24 protein-coding genes, 1 pseudogene and 1 other annotated feature are annotated in these 25,376 nt (G+C 40.1%); of the genes and pseudogenes, 23 read left to right on the top strand and 2 right to left on the bottom strand.

Annotated features, from left to right (window positions below; all coding sequences use genetic code 11):
* From N5909_RS06315 to N5909_RS06275, 9 genes are all read left to right on the top strand, one after another.
* On the top strand, window positions 1–597 hold a 597-nt coding region (locus N5909_RS06315), incomplete at its 5' end, for an SIALI-17 repeat-containing surface protein (RefSeq protein ID WP_271630995.1).
* 249 nt (window positions 598–846) lie between these two features.
* On the top strand, window positions 847–1,545 hold the full coding sequence (locus N5909_RS06310) for an N-acetylmannosamine-6-phosphate 2-epimerase (RefSeq protein ID WP_033681493.1): 699 nt from the start codon (window positions 847–849) through the stop codon (window positions 1,543–1,545).
* 114 nt (window positions 1,546–1,659) lie between these two features.
* Complete coding sequence (locus N5909_RS06305; RefSeq protein WP_271630994.1) at window positions 1,660–2,988, top strand: ABC transporter substrate-binding protein; 1,329 nt, start codon at window positions 1,660–1,662, stop codon at window positions 2,986–2,988.
* 221 nt (window positions 2,989–3,209) lie between these two features.
* Window positions 3,210–4,076: a carbohydrate ABC transporter permease gene (locus tag N5909_RS06300; RefSeq protein ID WP_153198773.1), complete on the top strand. Its 867-nt coding sequence runs from the start codon at window positions 3,210–3,212 to the stop codon at window positions 4,074–4,076.
* Window positions 4,077–4,091: 15 nt separating this feature from the next.
* On the top strand, window positions 4,092–4,931 hold the full coding sequence (locus N5909_RS06295; protein ID WP_001192119.1) for a carbohydrate ABC transporter permease: 840 nt from the start codon (window positions 4,092–4,094) through the stop codon (window positions 4,929–4,931).
* A 226-nt stretch (window positions 4,932–5,157) separates the two neighbouring features.
* Window positions 5,158–5,610: a YhcH/YjgK/YiaL family protein gene (locus N5909_RS06290; protein ID WP_049511020.1), complete on the top strand. Its 453-nt coding sequence runs from the start codon at window positions 5,158–5,160 to the stop codon at window positions 5,608–5,610.
* A gap of 19 nt (window positions 5,611–5,629) precedes the next feature.
* Entirely contained in the window at window positions 5,630–6,274 is a 645-nt protein-coding gene (locus N5909_RS06285; RefSeq protein WP_271630993.1) for a YesL family protein, read from the top strand.
* Between the two features lie 172 nt (window positions 6,275–6,446).
* Window positions 6,447–7,364 (top strand): dihydrodipicolinate synthase family protein, encoded by a 918-nt coding sequence (locus N5909_RS06280; protein ID WP_033684862.1) that lies wholly within the window; start codon window positions 6,447–6,449, stop codon window positions 7,362–7,364.
* A 17-nt stretch (window positions 7,365–7,381) separates the two neighbouring features.
* On the top strand, window positions 7,382–8,266 hold the full coding sequence (locus tag N5909_RS06275) for an ROK family protein (RefSeq protein WP_271630992.1): 885 nt from the start codon (window positions 7,382–7,384) through the stop codon (window positions 8,264–8,266).
* Window positions 8,267–8,281: 15 nt separating this feature from the next.
* Here the strand turns inward: N5909_RS06275 and N5909_RS06270 are convergent, their stop codons facing one another.
* Window positions 8,282–9,133 carry a MurR/RpiR family transcriptional regulator gene (locus N5909_RS06270; RefSeq protein ID WP_271630991.1) on the bottom strand — a complete coding sequence of 284 codons (852 nt, stop codon included), beginning with the start codon at window positions 9,131–9,133 and terminating at the stop codon, window positions 8,282–8,284.
* Between the two features lie 189 nt (window positions 9,134–9,322).
* Between N5909_RS06270 and pbp2b the strand changes: the two genes are divergently transcribed.
* From pbp2b to N5909_RS06200, 14 genes are all read left to right on the top strand, one after another.
* The gene (gene pbp2b / locus N5909_RS06265; protein ID WP_271630990.1) at window positions 9,323–11,380 is read left to right on the top strand and encodes a penicillin-binding protein PBP2B; all 2,058 of its coding nucleotides are present in this window, start codon (window positions 9,323–9,325) and stop codon (window positions 11,378–11,380) included.
* Window positions 11,381–11,390: 10 nt separating this feature from the next.
* Window positions 11,391–11,987, top strand: coding sequence for a recombination mediator RecR (recR, locus tag N5909_RS06260; protein WP_000966748.1), 597 nt, complete (start codon window positions 11,391–11,393; stop codon window positions 11,985–11,987).
* 171 nt (window positions 11,988–12,158) lie between these two features.
* Entirely contained in the window at window positions 12,159–13,202 is a 1,044-nt protein-coding gene (locus tag N5909_RS06255) for a D-alanine--D-alanine ligase (protein WP_033681500.1), read from the top strand.
* An 83-nt stretch (window positions 13,203–13,285) separates the two neighbouring features.
* A complete protein-coding gene (locus N5909_RS06250) occupies window positions 13,286–14,659 on the top strand; it encodes a UDP-N-acetylmuramoyl-tripeptide--D-alanyl-D-alanine ligase (protein WP_033681501.1) in 1,374 nt (457 codons plus the stop codon).
* A gap of 94 nt (window positions 14,660–14,753) precedes the next feature.
* Window positions 14,754–15,458 (top strand): TIGR02206 family membrane protein, encoded by a 705-nt coding sequence (locus N5909_RS06245; RefSeq protein ID WP_033681503.1) that lies wholly within the window; start codon window positions 14,754–14,756, stop codon window positions 15,456–15,458.
* Between the two features lie 213 nt (window positions 15,459–15,671).
* The gene (gene ftsA / locus N5909_RS06240; RefSeq protein ID WP_020901691.1) at window positions 15,672–17,051 is read left to right on the top strand and encodes a cell division protein FtsA; all 1,380 of its coding nucleotides are present in this window, start codon (window positions 15,672–15,674) and stop codon (window positions 17,049–17,051) included.
* A gap of 17 nt (window positions 17,052–17,068) precedes the next feature.
* Window positions 17,069–18,325 carry a cell division protein FtsZ gene (gene ftsZ / locus N5909_RS06235; protein WP_271630989.1) on the top strand — a complete coding sequence of 419 codons (1,257 nt, stop codon included), beginning with the start codon at window positions 17,069–17,071 and terminating at the stop codon, window positions 18,323–18,325.
* Window positions 18,326–18,329: 4 nt separating this feature from the next.
* The gene (locus N5909_RS06230) at window positions 18,330–19,001 is read left to right on the top strand and encodes a YggS family pyridoxal phosphate-dependent enzyme (RefSeq protein ID WP_033681505.1); all 672 of its coding nucleotides are present in this window, start codon (window positions 18,330–18,332) and stop codon (window positions 18,999–19,001) included.
* A 9-nt stretch (window positions 19,002–19,010) separates the two neighbouring features.
* Complete coding sequence (locus N5909_RS06225) at window positions 19,011–19,544, top strand: cell division protein SepF (RefSeq protein WP_020901693.1); 534 nt, start codon at window positions 19,011–19,013, stop codon at window positions 19,542–19,544.
* Window positions 19,544–19,807, top strand: a complete 264-nt coding sequence (locus N5909_RS06220) for a YggT family protein (RefSeq protein WP_020901694.1) — start codon at window positions 19,544–19,546, stop codon at window positions 19,805–19,807. The genes N5909_RS06225 and N5909_RS06220 overlap by 1 nt, the downstream gene beginning before the upstream one ends.
* Entirely contained in the window at window positions 19,804–20,589 is a 786-nt protein-coding gene (locus N5909_RS06215; RefSeq protein ID WP_020901695.1) for an RNA-binding protein, read from the top strand. Before N5909_RS06220 ends, N5909_RS06215 begins: the two co-directional genes overlap by 4 nt.
* 8 nt (window positions 20,590–20,597) lie before the next feature.
* Window positions 20,598–21,383 carry a DivIVA domain-containing protein gene (locus N5909_RS06210; RefSeq protein WP_033681506.1) on the top strand — a complete coding sequence of 262 codons (786 nt, stop codon included), beginning with the start codon at window positions 20,598–20,600 and terminating at the stop codon, window positions 21,381–21,383.
* Window positions 21,384–21,595: a binding site (T-box leader), on the top strand.
* A 45-nt stretch (window positions 21,596–21,640) separates the two neighbouring features.
* Entirely contained in the window at window positions 21,641–24,433 is a 2,793-nt protein-coding gene (gene ileS / locus N5909_RS06205) for an isoleucine--tRNA ligase (RefSeq protein WP_271630988.1), read from the top strand.
* Between the two features lie 111 nt (window positions 24,434–24,544).
* Entirely contained in the window at window positions 24,545–24,913 is a 369-nt protein-coding gene (locus N5909_RS06200; protein ID WP_033681508.1) for a hypothetical protein, read from the top strand.
* 78 nt (window positions 24,914–24,991) lie between these two features.
* On the opposite strand, the pseudogene N5909_RS06195 reads toward N5909_RS06200, so the two are convergent.
* A pseudogene (locus N5909_RS06195) lies at window positions 24,992–25,174 on the bottom strand (transposase); the annotation flags it as partial.
* Between the last annotated feature and the right edge of the window lie 202 nt (window positions 25,175–25,376).

Genomic DNA, 25,376 nt, shown 5'->3' with positions numbered 1-25,376 from the left:
GAATTTACAGGTGGAGTTAATGGCGTTGAGGCTGCAGTAACTGAAGAAGCTCCTGAATATACAGGTCCATTGGCAACAGTGGGAGAAGAACCAGCGCCAACAGTAGAAAAACCGGAGTTTACAGGTGGAGTGAATGGAGTAGAAGCTCTTGTAACAGAAATTCCTGAATATACAGGTCCCTTAGCAACAGTGGGAGAAGAGCCAGCACCAACAGTAGAAAAACCGGAATTCAAAGGGGGCGTAAATTCAGTTCTAGCAGCTTCAAATGAGGTTCCGGAATATAGAGGTGGTGCTAACTTTGTCTTGGCAGCTTCAAATGCTCTTCCTGAGTATAAAGGAGGTGTCAATGGAGCTGAGGCAGCAATCCATGAAGTGCCAGAGTACAAGGGAGAAACCAAACCAGTCTTAGCAGCTGCAAACGAACGTCCAGCTAAGAAGTTATCTCTTGGACAAGGTGCTACTTATCAAGCACCAGCGGCTAAACAAAATGAGCTTCCAAATACTGGAAGCAAAGAAAACACAACCCTTATTTCTATAGGATTAGTGGCAGGTCTCTTATCTGTTTTGACATTTGGGAAGAAACGAAAAGAAGACTAGGTCTTGAATAAAATGAATTTTGCTCATCGTTAATGATAAAAGAGATGGCCCATTTGAAAGATGGCTATCTCTTTTTATCATTTTAGATACTGAGCGAATTGAAAATAAGACAGTGCTGAAACTACTTTCAGAAACTGCTGTTCTATAAAATACTTTTGAAACTGAAATCTATTCTACCACAAAGTATTGAAAGCGCTTTAAAAATAATATATAATGAACCCATAAGAACAAAGAAAAGGAGGAAAGAGGATGCCACAGATTACTAAAGAAGCCTTGATTGCACAAATCAAAGATGGAATCATCGTTTCTTGTCAGGCCCTTCCTCACGAACCGCTCTATACAGAAGCGGGAGGAGTCATTCCCTTGCTGGTCAAAGCGGCTGAGCAAGGTGGAGCAGTCGGTATCCGAGCAAACAGTGTTCGTGATATCAAGGAAATCAAGGAGGTCACAAAACTTCCAATCATTGGGATAATTAAACGAGATTATCCACCACAAGAACCCTTCATCACTGCTACTATGAAAGAGGTTGATGAATTGGCAGAACTTAATATAGAGGTAATTGCTCTGGATTGTACCAAGCGTGAACGCTATGATGGTTTAGAGATTCAAGACTTCATTCGTCAGGTTAAGGAGAAATATCCTAACCAGCTCTTGATGGCTGATACAAGTACTTTCGAAGAAGGATTGGCAGCTGTTGAAGCAGGAATTGACTTTGTCGGAACAACTTTATCAGGATACACATCTTACAGTCCAAAAGTGGATGGTCCCGATTTTGAATTAATTAAAAAACTCTGTGATGCCGGTGTAGATGTCATTGCAGAAGGGAAAATTCATACACCAGAACAAGCCAAACAAATCCTTGGATATGGAGTGCGAGGCATCGTTGTTGGTGGCGCTATTACTAGACCAAAAGAGATTACAGAACGCTTCGTTGCTGGTCTTAAATAACACAATCTCAAAAAAGAGGAGAGTGGTGGATGCGTCGGATAAAATGAAAACGTATACAAGTTCAATCTTACTCATTATCCAATATGGATACGCTTATCAATTAGGAGAATACAAATGAAATTTAGAAAACTAGCTTGTACAGTACTTGCGGGTGCTGCGGTTCTTGGCCTTGCTGCATGTGGTAATTCTGGCGGAAGTAAAGATGCTGGGAAATCTGGTAGCGATAGCGGAAAAACAGAAATCACTTGGTGGGCATTCCCAGTCTTCACTCAAGAAAAAACTGGTGACGGTGTTGGAACATATGAAAAATCAATCATCGAAGCGTTTGAAAAAGCAAATCCAGATGTAAAAGTGAAATTGGAAACCATCGACTTCAAGTCAGGTCCTGAAAAAATCACAACAGCTATTGAAGCAGGAACAGCTCCAGATGTACTGTTTGACGCACCAGGACGTATCATCCAATACGGTAAAAATGGTAAATTGGCTGAGTTGAACGACCTCTTCACAGACGAATTCGTCAAAGATGTTAACAACGAAAATATCGTACAAGCAAGTAAAGCTGGAGACAAAGCTTACATGTATCCAATTAGTTCAGCTCCATTCTACATGGCTATGAACAAGAAAATGTTGGAAGAAGCTGGAGTTGCAAACCTTGTAAAAGAAGGTTGGACTACTGATGATTTTGAAAAAGTTTTGAAAGCACTTAAAGATAAAGGCTACACACCAGGTTCATTGTTCAGTTCTGGTCAAGGGGGAGACCAAGGAACACGTGCCTTCATTGCAAACCTTTATGGCGGTTCTGTAACAGACAAAGACGTAACTAAATATACAACTGATGATCCTAAATTCGTCAAAGGTCTTGAAAAAGCAGCTGGCTGGATCAAAGATGGTTTGTTGAACAATGGTTCACAATTTGACGGTGGAGCAGATATCCAAAACTTTGCCAACGGTCAAACATCTTACACAATCCTTTGGGCACCATCTCAAAACGGTATCCAAGCTAAACTCTTGGAAGCAAGTAAAGTAGAAGTGGTAGAAGTACCATTCCCATCAGATTCAGGTAAACCAGCTCTTGAATACCTTGTAAACGGATTTGCAGTATTCAACAACAAAGACGACAAGAAAGTTGCAGCATCTAAGAAATTCGTTCAATTCATTGCAGATGACAAAGAATGGGGTCCAAAAGACGTTGTTCGTACAGGTGCCTTCCCAGTTCGTACTTCATTTGGCAAACTTTATGAAGACAAACGTATGGAAACAATCAGTGGTTGGACTAAATACTACTCACCATACTACAACACTATCAATGGTTTTGCTGAAATGAGAACACTTTGGTTCCCAATGTTGCAATCTGTATCAAATGGTGACGAAAAACCAGCGGATGCTTTGAAAGCCTTCACTGAAAAAGCTAACGAAACAATTAAAAAAGCTACAAAACAATAAGCACTAAATCAGATTGACTCCTCCCTTTTCCCTGTGCAACGTCTATGTAAGAAAAGGGAGGATTTTGTTTGAAATGTAAGGAACTGTCACGAAATTAAAATGAAGTTCTTACATAAGCGAATCTTAAAAAATTTCATTTTGATTTTAAAACAGTTTAAGAAAATCCAAAATATTCTATTTGTGAAAGAGAGGTGCCGACTGTGAAAGTCAATAAAATTCGTATGCGGGAAACAGTGATTTCCTACGCTTTCCTAGCACCAGTATTATTCTTCTTTGTCATCTTTGTATTGGCTCCTATGATTATGGGATTCATTACAAGTTTCTTTAACTACTCAATGACTAAATTTGAGTTTGTAGGTTTGGACAACTACGTTCGCATGTTTAAAGACCCTGTCTTTATGAAGTCTTTGATCAATACCGTGATTTTGGTTATTGGATCTGTACCAGTTGTTGTTCTATTCTCACTCTTTGTAGCATCTCAGACCTATCATCAAAATGCCATTGCCAGATCCTTCTACCGTTTCGTCTTCTTCCTTCCTGTTGTAACAGGTAGTGTTGCCGTAACAGTTGTTTGGAAATGGATCTATGACCCACTATCAGGGATTCTAAACTTTGTCCTTAAGTCAAGCCACATCATCAGCCAAAACATTTCTTGGTTGGGAGATAAAAACTGGGCTTTGATGGCGATTATGATTATCCTTTTGACTACATCTGTTGGTCAGCCGATTATCCTTTATATCGCTGCAATGGGAAATATTGACAATTCATTGGTAGAAGCAGCACGGGTTGACGGTGCGACTGAATTGCAAGTTTTCTGGAAGATTAAATGGCCTAGCCTCCTTCCAACAACTCTTTACATCGCAATCATTACAACAATCAACTCATTCCAGTGTTTCGCCTTGATTCAGCTTTTGACTTCAGGTGGTCCAAACTACTCAACAAGTACACTTATGTACTATCTTTACGAAAAAGCCTTCCAATTGACAGAATACGGTTATGCAAATACTATCGGCGTCTTCTTGGCAGTGATGATCGCTATCGTAAGCTTTGTTCAATTTAAAGTACTTGGAAACGACGTAGAATACTAAAGAAAGGAGACAGCTATGCAATCTACACAAAAGAAACCATTAACAGCTTTCACTGTTATTTCAACTATTATCTTGCTCTTGTTGACCGTGCTGTTCATCTTTCCATTCTACTGGATTTTGACAGGTGCTTTCAAATCACAGCCTGATACCATTATGATTCCGCCACAATGGTTCCCTAAAATGCCAACCATGGAGAACTTCCAACAACTCATGGTGCAAAACCCTGCTATGCAGTGGATGTGGAACTCTGTGTTTATCTCATTGGTAACCATGTTCTTAGTTTGTGCGACCTCTTCTTTAGCAGGTTATGTATTGGCTAAAAAACGTTTCTATGGGCAACGCATTCTATTTGCAATCTTCATTGCAGCCATGGCACTTCCAAAACAAGTTGTCCTTGTACCGTTGGTACGTATCGTCAACTTCATGGGAATCCATGATACTCTTTGGGCAGTTATCCTGCCTTTGATTGGATGGCCATTCGGGGTTTTCCTCATGAAACAATTTAGTGAAAATATCCCAACAGAGTTGCTTGAATCAGCTAAAATCGACGGTTGTGGTGAGATTCGTACTTTCTGGAGCGTAGCCTTCCCAATTGTGAAACCAGGATTTGCAGCCCTTGCAATCTTTACCTTCATCAACACTTGGAACGACTACTTCATGCAGTTGGTTATGTTGACTTCACGTAACAACTTGACCATCTCACTCGGTGTTGCGACTATGCAGGCTGAAATGGCAACCAACTATGGTTTGATTATGGCGGGTGCCGCTCTTGCAGCAGTTCCAATCGTAACAGTCTTCTTAGTCTTCCAAAAATCCTTCACTCAAGGTATTACTATGGGAGCTGTCAAAGGTTAATACTCTGCGAAAATTGAATTCAAACTACGTCAGCGTCACCTTGCCATACTTAAGTATTGCCTGCGGTTAGCTTCCTAGTTTGTTCTTCAATTTTCATTGAGTATAAGAGAATACAGAGTTATAAGTGTCTACAAAATGTTGGGTATTTGCTTACCTTAGATATTTTGTTAGACACTTATCAACTTAAGAATGATTTTAGTTAACTATCAGAAACGAAGGAAAGAGTATGATTTTTGACGATTTGAAAAACATCACCTTTTACAAAGGGATTCATCCCAATCTAGACAAGGCTATCGACTATCTCTACCAGCATCGTAAAGATTCATTTGAATTAGGTAAGTATGAGATTGACGGGGACAAGGTCTTTCTAGTTGTTCAGGAAAATGTCCTCAATCAAGCTGAAAATGATCAATTTGAGCATCATAAAAACTATGCAGATTTGCATTTGCTGGTAGATGGGCATGAATATTCGAGCTACGGTTCACGTATCAAAGATGAAGCAGTAGCATTCGACGAAGCGAGTGACATTGGCTTTGTTCATTGTCATGAACATTACCCACTCTTGTTGGGTTATCACAATTTTGCGATTTTCTTCCCAGGAGAACCTCACCAGCCAAATGGCTATGCAGGTATGGAAGAGAAGGTTCGCAAATATCTCTTTAAAATTTTGATTGACTAAAAAATCAGGAGGAGCAAACATGGCACAAAAAGGAGTAAGCCTTATCAAGGCAGCATTTGATACAGATAACTTTCTCATGCGTTTTAGTGAGAAGGTCTTGGATATCGTGACAGCCAATCTTCTTTTTGTCGTCTCTTGTTTGCCCATCGTGACGATTGGAGTGGCTAAAATTAGTCTCTACGAGACTATGTTTGAGATTAAGAAGAGTAGACGCGTGCCTGTCTTTAAAATCTATCTAAGAGCTTTCAAGCAAAATCTGAAACTAGGTCTTAAGTTAGGTCTGCTTGAGTTGGGTATCGTCTCATTAAGTCTTCTAGACCTCTATCTCTTTTGGGGTCAGACAGCTATGCCTTTCCAAATGGTGAAAGCTATCTGTCTAGGTGTTCTTATCTTCCTCACTATCGTGATGTTGGCTAGCTATCCCATAGCTGCACGCTATGATTTAACTTGGAAAGAAGTACTACAAAAAGGACTTATCTTGGCAAGTTTTAACTTTCCTTGGTTCTTCCTTATGTTAGCCATTCTCTTTCTCATTGCGATGGTTCTTTATCTGTCCGCCTTCAGTTTACTTTTAGGTGGCTCAGCCTTCCTGCTTTTTGGGTTTGGACTCTTGGTCTTTATCCAGACTGGATTGATGGAGAAAATTTTCGCAAAATATCAATAGTTTAGCTTGTTTCTGAAACTACTTTCGAGCCTTAAACGTTTCAAAATATATATCGAAACTAAAATCTAAGTGTACACCAGATATTGAAAGCGTTTTTTGCAAGGTGTATACTAAAAACGTAAAGAATAAATCCTGCTTTTAGCAGAAAAAAAGAAATCTTAGGAGAAAATCTATGTCAGATTTAAAAAAATACGAAGGTGTCATTCCAGCCTTCTACGCATGTTATGATGATCAAGGAGAAGTAAGTCCAGAGCGTACGCGTGCCTTGGTTCAATACTTCATTGATAAAGGTGTTCAAGGTCTTTATGTCAATGGTTCTTCTGGTGAATGTATCTACCAAAGTGTTGAAGACCGTAAGTTAATCTTGGAAGAAGTCATGGCAGTTGCTAAAGGTAAGTTGACTATTATTGCCCATGTTGCTTGCAATAATACCAAAGACAGTATGGAACTTGCTCGCCACGCAGAAAGCTTAGGAGTAGATGCTATTGCAACGATTCCGCCGATTTATTTCCGATTGCCAGAATACTCAGTTGCTAAATACTGGAATGACATTAGTGCTGCAGCACCAAACACAGACTACGTGATTTATAACATTCCTCAATTAGCTGGTGTTGCTTTGACGCCAAGTCTCTACACTGAAATGTTGAAGAATCCACGTGTTATCGGTGTTAAGAACTCTTCTATGCCAGTTCAAGATATCCAAACCTTTGTGAGCCTTGGTGGCGAAGACCATATCGTCTTCAACGGTCCAGATGAACAGTTCTTAGGTGGTCGTCTCATGGGAGCTAAAGCTGGTATCGGTGGTACATATGGTGCGATGCCAGAACTCTTCTTGAAACTCAACCAATTGATTGCTGATAAAGACTTAGAAACAGCGCGTGAATTACAATACGCTATCAACGCTATCATTGGTAAACTCACTTCTGCACATGGAAATATGTATGGTGTGATTAAGGAAGTCTTGAAGATCAATGAAGGTTTGAATATTGGTTCTGTTCGTTCACCATTGACACCAGTGACTGAAGAAGATCGTCCAGTTGTAGAAGCAGCTGCAGCCTTGATTCGTGAAACCAAGGAGCGCTTCCTCTAATCCATAAGGAGGTATTTATGACACACTACGTTGCAATTGATATCGGTGGAACCAACATCAAATATGGTTTGATCGACCAAGAAGGCCAACTTGTTGAATCGCATGAAATGCCAACAGAGGCGCATAAGGGTGGACCTCATATCTTACAAAAGACCAAAGATATCGTAGCCAGCTATTTAGAACAAGGCCCAGTAGCAGGTGTTGCTATTTCTTCTGCAGGAATGGTGGATCCTGACAAGGGTGAGATTTTCTATGCTGGACCTCAGATTCCAAATTATGCAGGCACCCAGTTCAAAAAGGAAATCGAGACTAGCTTTAACGTTCCTTGTGAGATTGAAAATGACGTCAACTGTGCAGGTCTGGCTGAAGCGGTATCTGGTTCAGGCAAGGGAGCGAGTGTGACCCTTTGCTTGACTATTGGAACAGGTATCGGTGGTTGTTTGATTATGGATGGGAAAGTCTTCCATGGATTTAGCAATTCGGCCTGTGAAGTTGGTTATATGCATATGCAGGATGGAGCGTTCCAAGATTTGGCTTCTACAACAGCCTTGGTGGAGTATGTAGCAGCAGGTCATGGAGATCCAGTTGATCAGTGGAATGGTCGTCGGATTTTTAAGGAAGCTACTGAAGGCAACAAGATTTGTATGGCTGGTATTGACCGTATGGTAGATTACCTTGGGAAAGGTCTGGCAAATATTTGCTATGTGGCCAATCCAGAAGTGGTCATTCTCGGTGGCGGTATCATGGGACAAGAGGCTATCCTCAAACCCAAGATCCGTAAAGCCTTGAAAGAGGCCTTGGTACCAAGTCTGGCTGATAAGACGAGATTAGAATTTGCCCATCACCAAAATACAGCAGGTATGTTGGGAGCTTATTATCACTTTAAAATAAAACAATCCTAGTTTGGTTTAACCAAACTAGGATTTTCTTACACGTTTTTGTCTACGATAGCCATTGAGTTTTTTATTTTCCCAGTAGCTATTAAAGATTTTCTCCTTGCTTTCACGATTGATTTCCAAAAAGTAGGCATAAATCAAATCGATAAAGAAGAGCATAGGGAGTTGAGCGGATATACGTTGGATGTAGGATGACTGGCTGTGTGTGGCTACAAGAACAGTCTCTGTATAGGCCTGACTATCTTTATTGGGAACACTTGTAAAAAGTACAGTCTGTGCCCCCATCTCTTTCGCGTCTAATAGACTATCTAAAATAGAAGGAGTTGAGCCAGAAAGTGAGAAACCGAGTACGAGACAATTCTCATCCATAATACTGGTTGTCCAAGCAAAACCATCTTGGTCAGTCAAGGCCTCGCAGACCACACCTAGACGCATAAAGCGTAATTTCATTTCACGAGCTACGAGGCCAGAACTCCCTGTTCCGAAGAAGTAAACACGATCAGCATCTTCGATTAACTGGGCGATTCGTTCCAGTTGTTCTTCGTCAATCAAGTCCTGTGTTTGTTCCCGCATATTACTATAGCTTCTAAGAACTCGGTTGGTTAAAGGACTATGTTTGTGAGAATGAGTGTTCTGTTTCTTTGCTTGGTGCAGGTATTGGAAAATAAATTCTCGATAGCCTGTAAAACCACATTTTTTAGAAAAGCGGGTCAGAGCAGCTTGAGAGATATGTAATTTTTGAGTGACCTGCTGAGAAGATAAATCATCTGCAATGGTTTCAGCTTGCAAAAAATAGCGAGCGATTTCTTGCTCTAGGTCTGTCATTTCTTCGAAGTGAGAATCAATGAGGGTTGCTATATCTGGTTTGTCCATAGGGAAGGCTCCTTTAAATGAGTCATATTGGAAAAAGACTGAGTCATCGAACTTTTACATTTATTATATCATATAATGTAGGGATGGATAAATAAAATCGTATTTTCCTGTAAAATGGGAAAAGCTCCCTTCTTTTCCAAAATTTCTTCTTAAATTATGGTACAATGAAGAGTAAGATTTTAAATAGAAATGAGACTGATTTGTATGAGGAAATTTAACAGCCATTCGATTCCGATTCGGCTTAATTTATTGTTTTCAATCATCATTTTACTCTTTATGACCATTATTGGTCGCCTGCTTTATATGCAGGTTTTGAACAAGGGTTTTTATGAGACAAAACTAGCATCGGCTAGTAAAACAAAGGTGACTACTAGTTCAGCTCGGGGTGAAATTTATGATGCCAGTGGCAAGCCCTTAGTTGAAAATACTGTGAAACAAGTTGTTTCATTTACTCGAAACAACAAAATGACGGCTGCAGATTCAAAAGAAACAGCCAAGAAGCTGTTAGCCTATGTAGGAGTTACTTCTCCAACATTGACTGACCGACAGTTGGCGGACTATTATCTAGCAGATCAAGATGTCTATAAGAAAGTAGTGGAAAGCTTACCACCTGAGAAACGTCTTGATTCAGATGGCAATCGTCTATCCGAATCAGAACTCTATAACAATGCGGTCGATAGTGTCCAAACGAGTCAATTAAACTATACAGAGGATGATAAGAAAGAAATCTATCTTTTTAGCCAGTTAAATGCTGTTGGAAACTTTGCGACAGGAACCATTGCGACAGATCCTCTAAATGATTCTCAGGTGGCTGTTATTGCCTCTATTTCAAAGGAGATGCCTGGCATTAGTATTTCTACTTCTTGGGATCGAAAGATTTTGGAAACTTCCCTTTCTTCTATAGTAGGGAGTGTATCCAGTGAAAAAGCCGGTCTCCCAGCGGAAGAAGCAGAAGCCTATCTTAAAAAGGGCTATTCTCTAAATGACCGTGTTGGAACCTCCTATTTGGAAAAGCAATATGAAGAGACCTTACAAGGAAAACGCTCGGTAAAAGAAATCCATCTGGATAAATATGGCAATATGGAAAGCGTGGACACAATTGAGGAAGGTAGTAAGGGAAACAATATCAAACTGACCATTGATTTGGCCTTCCAAGATAGCGTGGATGCTTTGCTGAAAAGTTATTTCAATTCCGAGCTAGGAAATGGTGGAGCCAAGTATTCTGAGGGTGTGTATGCAGTCGCCCTTAACCCCAAAACAGGTGCTGTTTTGTCTATGTCAGGACTCAAACATGACCTGAAAACGGGAGAGTTGACTCCTGATTCCTTGGGAACGGTAACCAATGTCTTTATCCCAGGTTCGGTTGTTAAGGCCGCTACCATCAGCTCAGGTTGGGAAAATGGTGTTTTATCAGGAAACCAAACCTTAACAGATCAGCCTATTGTTTTCCAAGGTTCAGCTCCAATTTATTCTTGGTATAAATTGGCATATGGATCTTTTCCTATTACAGCTGTGGAAGCCTTGGAGTATTCATCCAATGCTTACATGGTTCAAACCGCTCTTGGAATCATGGGCCAGACCTATCAACCAAATATGTTTGTTGGAACCAGCAATTTGGAAACAGCTATGGGAAAACTTCGTGCGACCTTTGGCGAATATGGCTTGGGGGCTGCGACCGGAATTGACCTACCAGATGAATCTACTGGATTTGTTCCCAAAGAGTATAGCTTTGCTAATTACATCACCAATGCCTTTGGGCAGTTTGATAACTATACGCCCATGCAGTTGGCTCAGTATGTAGCAACTATTGCAAATGATGGTGTCCGTATGGCTCCCCGTATTGTTGAGGGAATTTATGGCAATAATGATAAAGGAGGATTGGGCGACCTGATTCAACAACTGCAACCGTCAGAGATGAATAAGGTCAATATATCCGCCTCCGATATGAGTATTTTGCAACAAGGTTTTTATCAGGTTGCCCATGGGACTAGTGGATTGACAACTGGCCGTGCCTTTTCAAATGGTGCAGCTGTATCTATTAGCGGAAAAACGGGTACAGCCGAAAGTTATGTGGCAGATGGTCAGCAAGCAACCAATACCAATGCCGTGGCCTATGCCCCATCAGATAATCCTCAAATCGCTGTTGCAGTAGTCTTCCCTCATAACACCAATCTTACAAATGGTGTCGGACCTTCCATTGCGCGCGACATTATCAACCTCTATAACCAACATCATCCAATGAATTAGAAAGGAACTTATGCTTTATCCAACGCCTATAGCTAAACTAATTGACAGTTATTCCAAGTTGCCGGGTATCGGGATTAAGACGGCTACACGTCTGGCCTTTTATACGATTGGAATGTCTGATGACGATGTCAATGAATTTGCCAAAAACCTCCTTTCTGCTAAGAGAGAGCTGACCTATTGCTCCATCTGTGGTCGTTTGACTGATGACGATCCTTGCTCTATCTGTACCGATCCAAGTCGTGACCAGACAACCATTTTAGTTCTCGAGGATAGTCGCGATGTGGCAGCCATGGAGAACATTCAAGAATACCATGGACTCTATCATGTCTTGCATGGTCTTATTTCTCCCATGAATGGTATCAGTCCAGATGATATCAATCTCAAGAGCCTTATGACTCGTCTTATGGATAGTGAAGTTTCAGAAGTGATTGTGGCGACCAATGCTACAGCAGATGGTGAAGCGACTTCCATGTATCTTTCGCGTTTGCTCAAACCAGCTGGGATCAAGGTTACTCGCCTGGCACGAGGTCTCGCTGTGGGGGCAGATATCGAGTATGCGGACGAAGTCACACTCTTACGAGCTATTGAAAATCGGACAGAGTTGTAAGCAGAGACAAATTAACAAATTCAATTTATTTAAAATATCAAGGAGACCGACATTTGTTTTATCGGTCTCTTTTTAGATTTCTTGAAGACGAGTATCAGGTTCAAGTTTCAAAAAAGAAGCAAATATGATATACTAAAGAACGAGTATTCTATTAGAATTGGAACAAATAATATGAAACAAACGATTATTCTTTTATACGGTGGACGTAGTGCAGAGCGTGAAGTCTCTGTTCTTTCAGCTGAGAGTGTGATGCGTGCGGTCAACTACGACCGTTTCACAGTCAAGACTTTCTTCATCAGCCAGTCAGGTGACTTTATTAAAACGCAAGAATTTAGCCAGACTCCAGGTCAAGAGGATCGTCTTATGACCAATGAAACCATTGATTGGGATAAGAAAGTTGCACCAAGTGCTATATACGAAGAGGGAGCAGTGGTCTTTCCAGTCCTTCACGGTCCGATGGGAGAAGATGGCTCAGTTCAAGGATTCTTGGAAGTTTTGAAAATGCCTTATGTTGGTTGTAACATATTGTCATCTAGTCTTGCCATGGATAAAATCACGACTAAACGTGTGTTAGAATCTGTCGGGATTGCCCAAGTTCCTTATGTGGCCATTGTCGAAGGTGATGATCTGACTGCTAAAATTGCTGAAGTGGAAGAAAAATTGACTTATCCAGTCTTCACAAAACCATCAAACATGGGTTCAAGTGTCGGTATTTCTAAGTCTGAAAATCAAGACGAACTCCGTCAAGCCTTGAAACTTGCCTTCCAATATGATAGCCGTGTCTTGGTAGAACAAGGAGTGAATGCCCGTGAAATCGAGGTTGGGCTACTGGGTAACTACGATGTCAAAAGCACCCTTCCAGGAGAAGTAGTCAAGGATGTTGCCTTCTATGACTACGATGCCAAGTATATTGATAACAAGATTACTATGGATATTCCAGCTAAAATCAGTGATGATGTGGTAGCTGTCATGCGTCAAAATGCAGAAACAGCCTTCCGTGCCATTGGTGGCCTCGGACTATCACGTTGCGATTTCTTCTATACAGATAAGGGAGAGATTTTCCTAAACGAGCTTAATACAATGCCAGGTTTCACCCAGTGGTCAATGTATCCACTACTTTGGGATAATATGGGAATCAGCTACCCAGAACTAATCGAGCATTTGGTTGACCTTGCTAAGGAAAGTTTTGACAAGCGCGAAGCGCATTTGCTATAAAATGAAAGAGGGGGTAGAAGCCAGAACCATCACTGCAGAGTGATTAGAGTTCTCGGACTTCAACCCTTTTTAAAGGAGTAGAAATGAAATTAACAATCCATGAAGTGGCTCAAGTTGTAGGAGCTAAAAATGATATCAGCATCTTTGAGGACACCCAGTTAGAAAAAGCTGAGTTTGACAGTCGTTTGATTGCGACAGGAGATTTATTTGTTCCCCTCAAAGGTGCGCGTGACGGTCATGACTTTATCGAAACAGCTTTTGAAAATGGCGCTGCTGTAACCCTGTCTGAGAAAGAGGTTGCAAACCATCCCTACATTTTAGTAGATGACGTATTGACTGCTTTTCAAACCTTAGCAGCCTACTATCTTGAAAAAACAGGAGTTGATGTCTTTGCTGTTACAGGTTCAAATGGCAAGACAACGACCAAAGATATGTTAGCGCACTTGCTATCAACAACCTACAAAACTTACAAAACACAAGGTAACTACAATAACGAGATTGGCCTTCCCTACACAGTTCTCCACATGCCTGAAGGAACAGAAAAGTTGGTCTTGGAGATGGGGCAGGATCACTTGGGAGATATTCATCTCTTGTCAGAATTGGCTCGTCCAAAAACAGCCATCGTGACCTTGGTTGGTGAGGCCCATTTAGCCTTTTTCAAAGACCGTTCTGAGATTGCTAAAGGAAAAATGCAAATTGCAGATGGTATGGCTTCAGGTTCTTTACTCTTAGCACCAGCAGATCCGATTGTAGAGGCCTACTTGCCTACTGATAAAAAGGTGATTCGTTTTGGCTCAGGAGCAGAGTTGGAAATTACAGACTTAGTTGAGCGCAAGGACAGTCTGACCTTTAAAGCTAATTTCTTGGAACAAGCTCTTGATTTGCCAGTGACTGGTAAGTATAATGCCACCAATGCTATGATTGCATCCTATGTTGCCCTGCAAGAAGGAGTTTCAGAGGAGCAAATCCGTTTGGGCTTCCAAAATCTTGAATTGACGCGTAACCGTACCGAGTGGAAGAAAGCAGCCAATGGAGCAGATATCCTATCAGATGTTTACAATGCCAATCCAACTGCTATGAAGTTGATTTTAGAGACTTTCTCTGCCATTCCAGCCAATGAAGGTGGCAAGAAAATTGCAGTGTTGGCGGATATGAAGGAACTTGGTGACCAGTCTGTTCAACTCCATAATCAGATGATTTTGAGCCTTTCTCCAGATGTGCTTGATACTGTTATTTTCTATGGAGAAGACATTGCCGAATTAGCCCAATTGGCCAGTCAAATGTTCCCAATCGGCCACGTTTTCTACTTCAAGAAAACAGAAGACCAAGACCAATTTGAAGACCTAGTCAAGCAAGTCAAAGAAAGCCTTGGAGCCCATGACCAAATCCTGCTCAAAGGTTCTAACTCTATGAATTTAGCCAAGTTGGTGGAAACTTTAGAAAATGAAGCCAAGTGATTTTGTCAAACATTTACGTATTTCTAAATCCATTTTTGACAAATAGCATGGTATAATAATATGCAGGAAAATTTTGAATCATGAGGAAGACTAGATGAATTTATGGGATATTTTCTTTACTACCCAAGCAACCGAGCCACCTAAATTTGACTTTTTTTGGTATATCAGTATATTTACACTCTTGGGTTTGACCTTTTATACAGCCTATCGTTATCGTGAAAAGAAGGTTTACCAACGATTTTTCCAAATCTTACAGGCAGTTCAGTTGATTCTACTTTATGGTTGGTATTGGGTCAATCATATGCCACTGTCAGAAAGTTTACCTTTTTACCATTGCCGTATGGCTATGTTTGTGGTGCTTTTGCTACCTGGTCAGTCTAAATATAGGCAGTATTTTGCACTATTAGGAACATTTGGGACATTAGCAGCCTTTGTTTATCCAGTGCCAGATGCCTATCCTTTCCCACATATTGCGATTTTATCCTTTATCTTTGGGCACTTAGCTCTCTTGGGGAACTCATTGGTTTATCTCTTGAGACAGTATGACGCTAGGATGCTAGATGTGAAGAGAATTTTTCTCATGACCTTTGCCCTAAATGCCTTAATTTTTGTGGTCAATTTAGTAACAGGTGGAGATTACGGATTCTTGACAAAACCACCATTGGTTGGAGACCATGGCTTAGTAGCTAATTATTTGATTGTTTCTATAGCCTTGTCTGCTGCAATAACTTTGACTAAGAAAATCTTGGAACTATTTTTAGAACAAGAAGCAGAAAAGATGATTGCAAAGAAAGCTTAGAAATGAGCTTTCTTTTTTCATAAATCTGATTTTTTATAACTTGTTTGGAAAATAAAAAAAGCTGATGAGCGAATGTGAAAAAATGGTAAGTAAATTTAGGAAAAACTAAGCACGATTGGATTTTTTGTGTTATAATATTCTGTGAATAGCTATGCCCTGTTTTAGCTATATTGAATAGAAGTTTGAAACTTGGAAGAGAGAGGATGCGATGTAATGGCTAGAGATGGTTTTTTTACAGGCTTAGATATCGGAACTAATTCGATTAAGGTATTGGTTGCCGAGCTTAGAGATGGTGAACTTAATGTAATTGGTGTAAGTAATGCCAAGAGTAAAGGTGTAAAGGATGGGATTATCGTTGATATTGAAGCAGCAGCAACTGCTATCAAGTCAGCTATTTCCCAAGCAGAAGAGAAAGCTGGCATTTCAATTAAATCTGTGAATGTTGGTTTGCCTGGAAATCTTTTGCAAGTAGAACCAACTCAAGGAATGATTCCAGTTACATCTGATACAAAAGAAATTACAGATCAAGATGTCGAAAATGTTGTCAAATCAGCCTTGACAAAGAGTATGACACCAGATCGTGAAGTCATTACTTTTATTCCTGAAGAATTTATCGTAGATGGTTTCCAAGGTATTCGTGACCCACGTGGCATGATGGGAGTTCGTCTTGAAATGCGTGGCTTACTTTACACTGGTCCACGTACTATTCTTCACAATTTACGCAAGACAGTTGAGCGCTCAGGTGTTCAAGTTGAAAATATTATTATTTCACCATTGGCTTTGGTTCGTTCAGTCTTGAACGAAGGAGAGCGTGAATTTGGAGCTACTGTGATTGATATGGGAGCAGGTCAAACAACTGTTGCTACAATCCGTAACCAAGAACTTCAGTTTACAAATATTCTTCAAGAAGGTGGAGATTATGTCACAAAAGATATCTCTAAAGTCTTGAAGACTTCACAAAAACTAGCTGAAGGATTGAAATTAAACTATGGTGAAGCCTACCCTTCACTTGCAAGTAATGAAACCTTCCAAGTTGAAGTGATTGGTGAAGTAGAGCCTGTTGAGGTTACAGAAAGCTACCTAGCAGAGATTATTTCAGCTCGCATTAAACACATTTTTGAACAAATCAAACAAGAGTTGGAAAGAAGACATTTGTTGGATCTTCCAGGTGGGATTGTTCTGATTGGTGGAAATGCTATTTTACCAGGTATTGTAGAACTTGCGCAGGAAGTATTTGGCGTTGGTGTCAAACTTTACGTTCCAAATCAAGTTGGAATCCGTAACCCTGCCTTTGCTCATGTGATTAGCTTATCTGAATTTGCTGGTCAATTGACTGAAGTACATTTGTTAGCACAACGAGCAGTCAAGGGTGAGGATACTTTGCGTCACCAACCAATTAATTTTGGTGGGATGATTCAACGTGTTACGCAGGTAGCACAACCTACCCCTATTCAACCAGTTCAAAATACTGAGGTAGAGCAATCAGCTTCTACGAATGTAGTTGCTCCGAAAGAAGATAAAGTATCTTCTCAAAATAAACCAAAAATCGCAGATCGCTTCCGTGGTTTAATTGGAAGTATGTTTGATGAATAAAAGAGGAAAAATAAACTATGACATTTTCATTTGATACAGCGGCTGCTCAAGGTGCAGTGATTAAAGTAATCGGTGTTGGTGGAGGTGGCGGTAACGCCATTAACCGCATGGTTGACGAAGGTGTTGCAGGCGTAGAATTTATCGCGGCAAACACAGATGTACAAGCTTTGAGTAGTACAAAAGCTGAGACTGTAATTCAGTTAGGCCCTAAATTGACCCGTGGTTTGGGTGCTGGCGGTCGACCTGAAGTTGGTCAAAAGGCTGCTGAAGAAAGCGAAGAAGCCTTGACTCAAGCTATTACTGGAGCAGATATGGTCTTCATTACTGCAGGTATGGGAGGTGGCTCAGGTACTGGTGCAGCTCCTGTTATTGCCCGCATTGCTAAAGATTTAGGTGCTCTTACAGTTGGTGTTGTGACACGTCCTTTCGGTTTTGAAGGAAGCAAACGTGGCCAATACGCTGTAGAAGGAATCAATCAGCTTCGCGAACATGTAGATACTCTATTGATTATTTCAAACAACAACTTGCTTGAAATTGTTGATAAGAAAACTCCACTTCTTGAAGCTCTTAGCGAAGCAGATAACGTACTTCGCCAAGGTGTTCAAGGAATTACGGACTTGATCACAAATCCTGGTTTGATTAACCTTGACTTTGCCGATGTGAAAACAGTTATGGCAAATAAAGGAAACGCTCTAATGGGTATCGGTATCGGTAGTGGTGAAGAACGTGTGGTAGAAGCGGCTCGTAAGGCAATCTACTCACCACTTCTTGAAACAACTATTGACGGTGCTGAGGATGTTATCGTCAACGTTACTGGTGGTCTTGACTTGACTTTGATTGAGGCAGAAGAAGCTTCAGAAATCGTCAACCAAGCAGCTGGCCAAGGTGTGAACATCTGGCTCGGAACATCAATCGATGAAAACATGAAAGATGAAATTCGTGTGACAGTCGTTGCAACTGGTGTTCGTCAAGATCGTGTTGAAAAAGTTGTGGGCCATGCACCAAGACAAGCTGTTCGTCATGAACAAGCAAGTCCTAGTCATGCACATAATCATAATCGTCAGTTTGATATGGCTGAAACTGCAGAAATTCCAAGTCCAGCACCTCGTCGTACAGAAACTTCTCAAACTTCAGCATTTGGTGATTGGGACTTGCGTCGTGAGACAATTGTTCGACCAACTGATTCAGTGGTATCACCAGTTGAACGTTTCGAAGCGCCAACTTTACACGATGAGGATGAATTAGACACTCCTCCATTTTTCAAAAATCGTTAAGTAAATGAATTTGAAAGAAAATACAGAACGTGTTTTTCAACAAATAAAAGATGCAAGTCAGCAGGCAGGAAGAGAAGCTAATTCTGTTTCGGTTCTTGCTGTTACAAAGTATGTAGACGTACCGACAGCGGAGGCTTTGCTTCCGCTAGGTGTGCATCATATTGGTGAAAATCGTGTGGATAAATTTCTTGAGAAATATGAAGCTTTAAAAGATAGAAATATTACTTGGCATTTGATTGGAACTTTGCAAAGACGCAAGGTTAAAGATGTCATTCAGTACGTTGATTATTTCCACGCTTTGGATTCATTAAAGCTAGCAGAGGAAATTCAAAAAAGAAGTGACCGAGTTGTTAAGTGTTTCTTACAAGTAAATATCTCAAAGGAAGAGAGCAAACATGGCTTTTCAAGGGAAGAACTATTAGAGCTCTTGTCAGAATTGGCCACCTTAGATAAAATCGAATATGTCGGCTTGATGACCATGGCTCCTTTTGAAGCTAGTAGTGATGAGTTGAAAGAGATTTTTAAAGCTACGCAGGATTTGCAACTAGAAATTAGAGAAAAACAAATTCCCAATATGCCAATGACGGACTTGAGTATGGGTATGAGTCGTGACTACAAGGAAGCGATTGAATTTGGCTCAACATTTGTCAGAATTGGTTCAGCATTTTTTAAATAGGAAAGAACTATGTCTTTAAAAGATAGATTTGATAAATTTATAGATTACTTTACAGAAGATGGAGAAGATGTTGGTACTCCATATCAGCCTAAAGCTGAAGAGCCGATTGTGACTCCAGTTCCTTCTGTTCAAGAGTTGCCTCAACAAGCTGCTAGCACGCCATCTAAAGATAAAAACATCACTCGTCTTCATGCCCGTCAACAAGAGTTGGCTATGCAAAGTCAACGTTCTACTGATAAGGTGACAATTGATGTTCGTTATCCACGCAAATATGAAGATGCCACAGATATTGTTGATTTATTAGCTGGTAACGAAAGTATTTTGATTGATTTCCAATATATGACAGAAGTCCAAGCTCGTCGTTGTTTGGATTATCTGGATGGGGCGCGTCACGTTTTAGCTGGTAACATGAAAAAGGTAGCATCTACTATGTACCTGCTGACACCAGTTGATGTTGTCGTCAATATTGAAGACATCAAAATCCCAGATGAATCACAAAATGGTGAATTTGGTTTTGACATGAAACGTACGAGAGTGAGATAATGCTCTTTCTCATTCGTTTTATTCAAAATGCAGTGGATATCTATTCACTGATTTTAATCATTTTTGCCCTGATGTCTTGGTTTCCCAATGCTTATGAATCACGTCTTGGACGCTTGATCATTAGTTTAGCGAAACCGATAATAGCTCCCTTGCAACGTTTACCCCTCCAGATTGCAGGTCTTGACTTGTCTGTCTGGATTGCGGTATTACTAGTTCACTTCCTAGGGGAACAGTTGATTCGACTTTTAGTAATCTTTCTATGAACAAGATGATTTATCAACACTTTTCTAAGAATGATTCGTCATTTATTGATAAGGGAGCAGAATGGATAAAAAAGGTAGAAGATTCTTATTCTCCTTTTTTAACACCTTTTGTAAATCCCCATCAAGAAAAGATTTTAAATGTTTTAGCATCAACCAACGGCATCTCCTATATGAGCAGTCGGCAGTTTCTTGATACTGAATATGTACGGGTTCTCCTGTATCCTGATTATTTTGAGCCAGAATTCTCTGATTTTGAATTATCCTTGCAAGAAATTGTCTATCCTAGTAAGTTTGAGCGATTAACACATGCAAAAATATTAGGGACTGTTTTAAACAAGCTGGGAATTGATAGGAAGCTATTTGGTGATATCTTAGTCAATGAAGAGAGGGCGCAGATTATCATTAATCGACAGTTTATGCTCCTTTTTCAAGACGGCATTACGAAAATTGCTCGTTTACCGGTTCGTCTAGAAGAACGGGATTTTACTGAGAAAATTACTACAGTAGAAGATTATCAAGAATTAGATATTTGTATCGCTAGTTCTAGATTAGATGTTTTTTTAGCAGGTGTCTTCAAGTTGTCTAGAAATCAGGCAAGTCAGCTAATTGAAAAGCAGGCAGTCCAAGTGAATTACCATTTAGTTGAAAAATCAGATTATGCAGTCCAAGTTGGTGATTTGATTAGTGTGAGGAAATTTGGTCGATTAAAACTCGTTAGGGATAATGGGCAAACAAAAAAAGATAAAAAGAAATTAACGGTCCAATTGTTATTAAGTAAGTGAGGAAAAATATGCCAATTACATCGTTAGAAATCAAAGATAAAACCTTTGGTACAAGATTTAGAGGTTTTGATCCAGAAGAAGTTGAAGAATTTCTTGAAATTGTTGTTCGTGATTATGAAGATTTGGTTCGCTCTAATCATGACAAGGATTTACATATTAAGAGCTTGGAAGAACGTTTGTCTTACTTTGATGAGATGAAAGATTCTTTGAGTCAATCAGTATTGATTGCTCAAGATACGGCAGAGCGTGTGAAACAAGCTGCTCAAGATCGTTCTAATAATATTATCCAACAGGCAGAGCAAGATGCCCAACGTTTGCTTGAAGAAGCAAAATATAAGGCTAATGAGATCTTGCGTCAAGCTACTGATAATGCTAAAAAAGTTGCTGTTGAAACTGAAGAATTGAAGAACAAGAGCCGTGTCTTCCACCAACGTCTCAAATCTACTATTGAGAGCCAGTTAGCAATTGTTGAATCATCAGATTGGGAAGATATTCTGCGCCCAACAGCTACCTACCTTCAGACAAGTGATGAAGCATTTAAAGAAGTTGTTGGTGAAGTTCTTGGTGAGTCAGTATATTCACAACCAGAAGAAGAACCAATCGATATGACTCGTCAATTTACACCTGAAGAAATGGCTGAGTTACAAGCTCGAATTGAGGCTGGTAATAGAGAATTAGCTGAATTTGAAGCTCAACAACATCATTATGTGGAAGAACATTTAGAGCCAGTTGAAGTCGAAGCCCCTTCATCGAATGAGGAAGATACAAATAAAGAATCTGTCCTTATCTTATAATGAATAGTGATATGTGAGAACAATATCTTATCCTTATATTTTCAGCGAGCAGGAGATGGTGTGAGTCCTGTAATCCCTAATGATAAGATTATCCTCTCAAAAACTCAAGTCTGAAATTAGTAGGATTTGACGTTACCCACGTTACGGGATAAGAGGGAGAAAGACTAAATCTTTTTCCGAATAAAGGTGGTACCACGATTCTCGTCCTTTTTGACAGTCGTGGTTTTTAATTTGTTATTATTTATAAAGGAGATACCATGAAACTCAAAGATACCCTTAACCTTGGGAAAACAGCTTTCCCAATGCGTGCAGGCCTTCCTACCAAAGAGCCAGTTTGGCAAAAGGAATGGGAAGATGCAAAACTTTACCAACGTCGTCAAGAACTAAATGAAGGGAAACCGCATTTTGTCTTGCATGATGGTCCTCCATACGCGAACGGAAATATCCACGTTGGACATGCCATGAATCATATCTCAAAAGATATCATCATTCGTTCTAAGTCTATGTCAGGTTTTAACGCACCTTATATTCCAGGTTGGGATACTCATGGTCTGCCAATCGAGCAAGTTTTGGCAAAGCAAGGTGTTAAGCGCAAAGAAATGGACTTGGTTGAGTACTTAAAACTTTGTCGTGAGTACGCTCTTTCTCAAGTTTATAAACAACGTGATGATTTCAAGCGTTTGGGGATGTCAGGTGACTGGGAAAATTTATATGTGACTTTAACTCCAGACTATGAAGCAGCCCAAATCCGTGTCTTTGGTGAGATGGCTAATAAGGGTTATATCTACCGTGGTGCCAAGCCAGTTTACTGGTCATGGTCATCTGAGTCAGCCCTTGCTGAAGCGGAGATTGAATACCATGATTTGGTTTCAACTTCTCTTTACTATGCCAATAAGGTAAAAGATGGCAAAGGTGTTCTAGATACAGATACTTATATCGTTGTTTGGACAACTACTCCATTTACTATCACAGCTTCTCGTGGTTTGACTGTTGGTGCAGATATTGATTACGTCTTGGTTCAACCTGCTGGCGAAGATCGCAAGTTTGTGGTTGCTGCAGAATTATTGACTAGCTTGTCTGAGAAATTTGGCTGGGCTGATGTTCAAGTGTTGGCAACTTACCGTGGTCAAGAACTCAACCACATCGTAACAGAACACCCATGGGATACAGCTGTAGATGAGTTGGTTATCCTTGGTGACCATGTTACAACTGACTCTGGTACAGGTATCGTCCATACAGCTCCTGGTTTTGGTGAGGACGACTACAATGTTGGTATTGCTAATGGTCTTGAAGTCGCAGTGACTGTTGACGAACGTGGTGTCATGATGAAGAATGCTGGTCCTGAGTTTGAAGGTCAATTCTATGAAAAGGTAGTTCCAACTGTTATTGAAAAACTTGGTAACCTCCTTCTTGCTCAAGAAGAAATCTCTCACTCATACCCATTTGACTGGCGTACCAAGAAACCAATTATCTGGCGTGCAGTACCACAGTGGTTCGCCTCAGTTTCTAAATTCCGCCAAGAAATCTTGGATGCTATTGATAAAGTTAAATTCCATACAGAATGGGGTAAAGTCCGTCTTTACAATATGATTCGTGACCGTGGTGACTGGGTTATCTCTCGTCAACGTGCTTGGGGTGTTCCACTTCCAATCTTCTACGCTGAAGACGGTACAGCGATTATGACTGCTGAAACTATTGAACACGTGGCTCAACTCTTTGAAGTACATGGTTCAAGCATTTGGTGGGAACGTGATGCCAAAGACCTCTTGCCAGAAGGATTTACACATCCAGGTTCTCCAAATGGCGAGTTCAAGAAAGAAACAGATATTATGGATGTATGGTTTGACTCAGGTTCATCATGGAATGGTGTTTTGGTAAATCGTCCAAATCTGACTTATCCAGCTGACCTTTACCTTGAAGGTTCTGACCAATACCGTGGTTGGTTCAACTCATCACTCATCACATCTGTTGCCAACCATGGCGTAGCACCTTACAAACAAATCTTGTCACAAGGTTTTACCCTTGACGGTAAAGGTGAGAAGATGTCTAAATCTCTTGGAAATACCATTGCTCCAAGCGATGTTGAAAAACAATTTGGTGCTGAAATCTTGCGTCTCTGGGTAACAAGTGTTGACTCAAGCAATGACGTGCGTATCTCTATGGATATCTTGAGCCAAGTCTCTGAAACTTACCGTAAGATTCGTAACACCCTTCGTTTCTTGATTGCCAATACATCTGACTTTGACCCAGCTCAAGACGCAGTAGCTTACGATGAGCTTCGTTCAGTTGATAAGTACATGACGATTCGCTTTAACCAGCTTGTCAAGACCATTCGTGATGCCTATGCGGACTTTGAATTCTTGACAATCTACAAGGCCTTGGTGAACTTTATCAACGTTGACTTGTCAGCCTTCTATCTTGATTTTGCTAAAGATGTTGTCTACATCGAAGGTGCCAAATCATTGGAACGCCGTCAAATGCAGACTGTCTTCTATGACATTCTTGTCAAAATCACTAAACTCTTGACACCAATCCTTCCTCACACTGCGGAAGAAATCTGGTCATACCTTGAGTTTGAAGCAGAAGACTTCGTTCAATTGTCAGAATTACCAGAAGCGGAAACTTTTGCTAATCAAGAAGAAATCTTGGATACATGGGCAGCCTTTATGGACTTCCGTGGACAAGCTCAAAAAGCCTTGGAAGAAGCGCGTAATGCAAAAGTAATCGGTAAATCACTTGAAGCACACTTGACAGTTTATCCAAATGAAGTTGTGGAAACTCTACTCGAAGCAGTAAACAGCAATGTAGCTCAACTTTTGATTGTGTCTGAATTGACCATCGCAGAAGGACCAGCTCCAGAAGCTGCCGTTAGCTTCGAAGATGTAGCCTTTACAGTTGAACGCGCTGCAGGTGAAGTATGTGACCGTTGCCGTCGTATTGACCCAACAACAGCAGAACGCAGCTACCACGCAGTCATCTGTGACCACTGTGCAAGCATCGTAGAAGAAAACTTTGCGGACGCAGTCGCAGAAGGATTTGAAGCGAAATAATCGAATTATAGATTAAAAAAGTTTTCTGTGTGTGTATTTTAGTTTGATATAAAAGAAAATATTAAACAAAAATAATGTACAATATTAATTTTTAATGAAAAGGAAATATTGATGAAAAAGAAAACACTTGCTCAATTAGATGGTATCATTGGTTTAGTTACAGGAACTATTCTAACCATTTTGCCAATTATTATAATTATGATTGCCTCTATATTTGATGATGAAGAAGTTGTTGGTATCATCTTAGGAATTATTTTTATTATTTTTAGTTTAGTAAAAATTGGAATTTTAATTCTAGGTATTCTCTCACTAATATACTATAAAGATGATAATAGAATTTCTATTGCACCCTCAGTCTTATTAATTGTTGGCTCTGCACTTGCATTGGTTCCATTATTAGGATGGATAGGGGGAATCGTCATTATTGTTGGTGCTTCATTATTTTTAGGAAGCCTCAAAAAATTTAAAGTTGAACTATAAATAGAGTTTTTGTCAACTAGAGTAAATGGAGAAACTCTAAAATTGGTTCTTTGTCAGCAGTAGTGGATTAAAGAAAAGCTAAGATAGAGAAAGGACAAAATTCGTCCTTTCTTTTTTTGATGTTCAGAGCGATAAAAATCGTTTTTTGAAGTTTTCAAAGTTTCGAAAACCAAAGGAATTTCGTTTGATAAGTTTGATGAGATTATTGGTCGCTTCTGATTTGGAGTTAGAATAGGGTAATTGAAGGGCGTTGACGATTTTTCAATGTTTTTATGATTGATGAAAGTTACTATTTTAGTTTTAAGAATTGTAGCTATTGTGTATTTCAAGGACGATGAGCGTGTGACTCCTGCACCGTCTGTATTGTTTATCGTAGGTAGTTCTGTTGGATTGATCCCATTCGTGGACTAGATAGGAGAAATTATGACAATTATTGGCAATTCCTATACTTTGAAATTTTGAA

It is taken from the genome of Streptococcus gwangjuensis (assembly GCF_028156745.1).
Lineage (GTDB): Bacteria > Bacillota > Bacilli > Lactobacillales > Streptococcaceae > Streptococcus > Streptococcus gwangjuense_A.
This window is presented reverse-complemented; position numbering and strand designations above follow the sequence as displayed.

Excerpts from the sequence above, each read along its gene's own strand:
- ileS (WP_271630988.1), top strand. The coding sequence starts at position 21,641 with ATGAAACTCAAAGATACCCTTAACCTTGGGAAAACAGCTTTCCCAATG.
- N5909_RS06210 (WP_033681506.1), top strand. The coding sequence starts at position 20,598 with ATGCCAATTACATCGTTAGAAATCAAAGATAAAACCTTTGGTACAAGA.
- N5909_RS06280 (WP_033684862.1), top strand. The coding sequence starts at position 6,447 with ATGTCAGATTTAAAAAAATACGAAGGTGTCATTCCAGCCTTCTACGCA.
- N5909_RS06275 (WP_271630992.1), top strand. The coding sequence starts at position 7,382 with ATGACACACTACGTTGCAATTGATATCGGTGGAACCAACATCAAATAT.
- recR (WP_000966748.1), top strand. The coding sequence starts at position 11,391 with ATGCTTTATCCAACGCCTATAGCTAAACTAATTGACAGTTATTCCAAG.
- N5909_RS06285 (WP_271630993.1), top strand. The coding sequence starts at position 5,630 with ATGGCACAAAAAGGAGTAAGCCTTATCAAGGCAGCATTTGATACAGAT.
- N5909_RS06245 (WP_033681503.1), top strand. The coding sequence starts at position 14,754 with ATGAATTTATGGGATATTTTCTTTACTACCCAAGCAACCGAGCCACCT.
- ftsZ (WP_271630989.1), top strand. The coding sequence starts at position 17,069 with ATGACATTTTCATTTGATACAGCGGCTGCTCAAGGTGCAGTGATTAAA.
- N5909_RS06200 (WP_033681508.1), top strand. The coding sequence starts at position 24,545 with ATGAAAAAGAAAACACTTGCTCAATTAGATGGTATCATTGGTTTAGTT.
- pbp2b (WP_271630990.1), top strand. The coding sequence starts at position 9,323 with ATGAGACTGATTTGTATGAGGAAATTTAACAGCCATTCGATTCCGATT.
- N5909_RS06300 (WP_153198773.1), top strand. The coding sequence starts at position 3,210 with ATGCGGGAAACAGTGATTTCCTACGCTTTCCTAGCACCAGTATTATTC.
- N5909_RS06250 (WP_033681501.1), top strand. The coding sequence starts at position 13,286 with ATGAAATTAACAATCCATGAAGTGGCTCAAGTTGTAGGAGCTAAAAAT.
- N5909_RS06255 (WP_033681500.1), top strand. The coding sequence starts at position 12,159 with ATGAAACAAACGATTATTCTTTTATACGGTGGACGTAGTGCAGAGCGT.
- N5909_RS06295 (WP_001192119.1), top strand. The coding sequence starts at position 4,092 with ATGCAATCTACACAAAAGAAACCATTAACAGCTTTCACTGTTATTTCA.
- N5909_RS06310 (WP_033681493.1), top strand. The coding sequence starts at position 847 with ATGCCACAGATTACTAAAGAAGCCTTGATTGCACAAATCAAAGATGGA.
- N5909_RS06230 (WP_033681505.1), top strand. The coding sequence starts at position 18,330 with ATGAATTTGAAAGAAAATACAGAACGTGTTTTTCAACAAATAAAAGAT.
- N5909_RS06215 (WP_020901695.1), top strand. The coding sequence starts at position 19,804 with ATGAACAAGATGATTTATCAACACTTTTCTAAGAATGATTCGTCATTT.
- ftsA (WP_020901691.1), top strand. The coding sequence starts at position 15,672 with ATGGCTAGAGATGGTTTTTTTACAGGCTTAGATATCGGAACTAATTCG.
- N5909_RS06270 (WP_271630991.1), bottom strand. The coding sequence starts at position 9,133 with ATGGACAAACCAGATATAGCAACCCTCATTGATTCTCACTTCGAAGAA.
- N5909_RS06305 (WP_271630994.1), top strand. The coding sequence starts at position 1,660 with ATGAAATTTAGAAAACTAGCTTGTACAGTACTTGCGGGTGCTGCGGTT.
- N5909_RS06290 (WP_049511020.1), top strand. The coding sequence starts at position 5,158 with ATGATTTTTGACGATTTGAAAAACATCACCTTTTACAAAGGGATTCAT.
- N5909_RS06225 (WP_020901693.1), top strand. The coding sequence starts at position 19,011 with ATGTCTTTAAAAGATAGATTTGATAAATTTATAGATTACTTTACAGAA.
- N5909_RS06220 (WP_020901694.1), top strand. The coding sequence starts at position 19,544 with ATGCTCTTTCTCATTCGTTTTATTCAAAATGCAGTGGATATCTATTCA.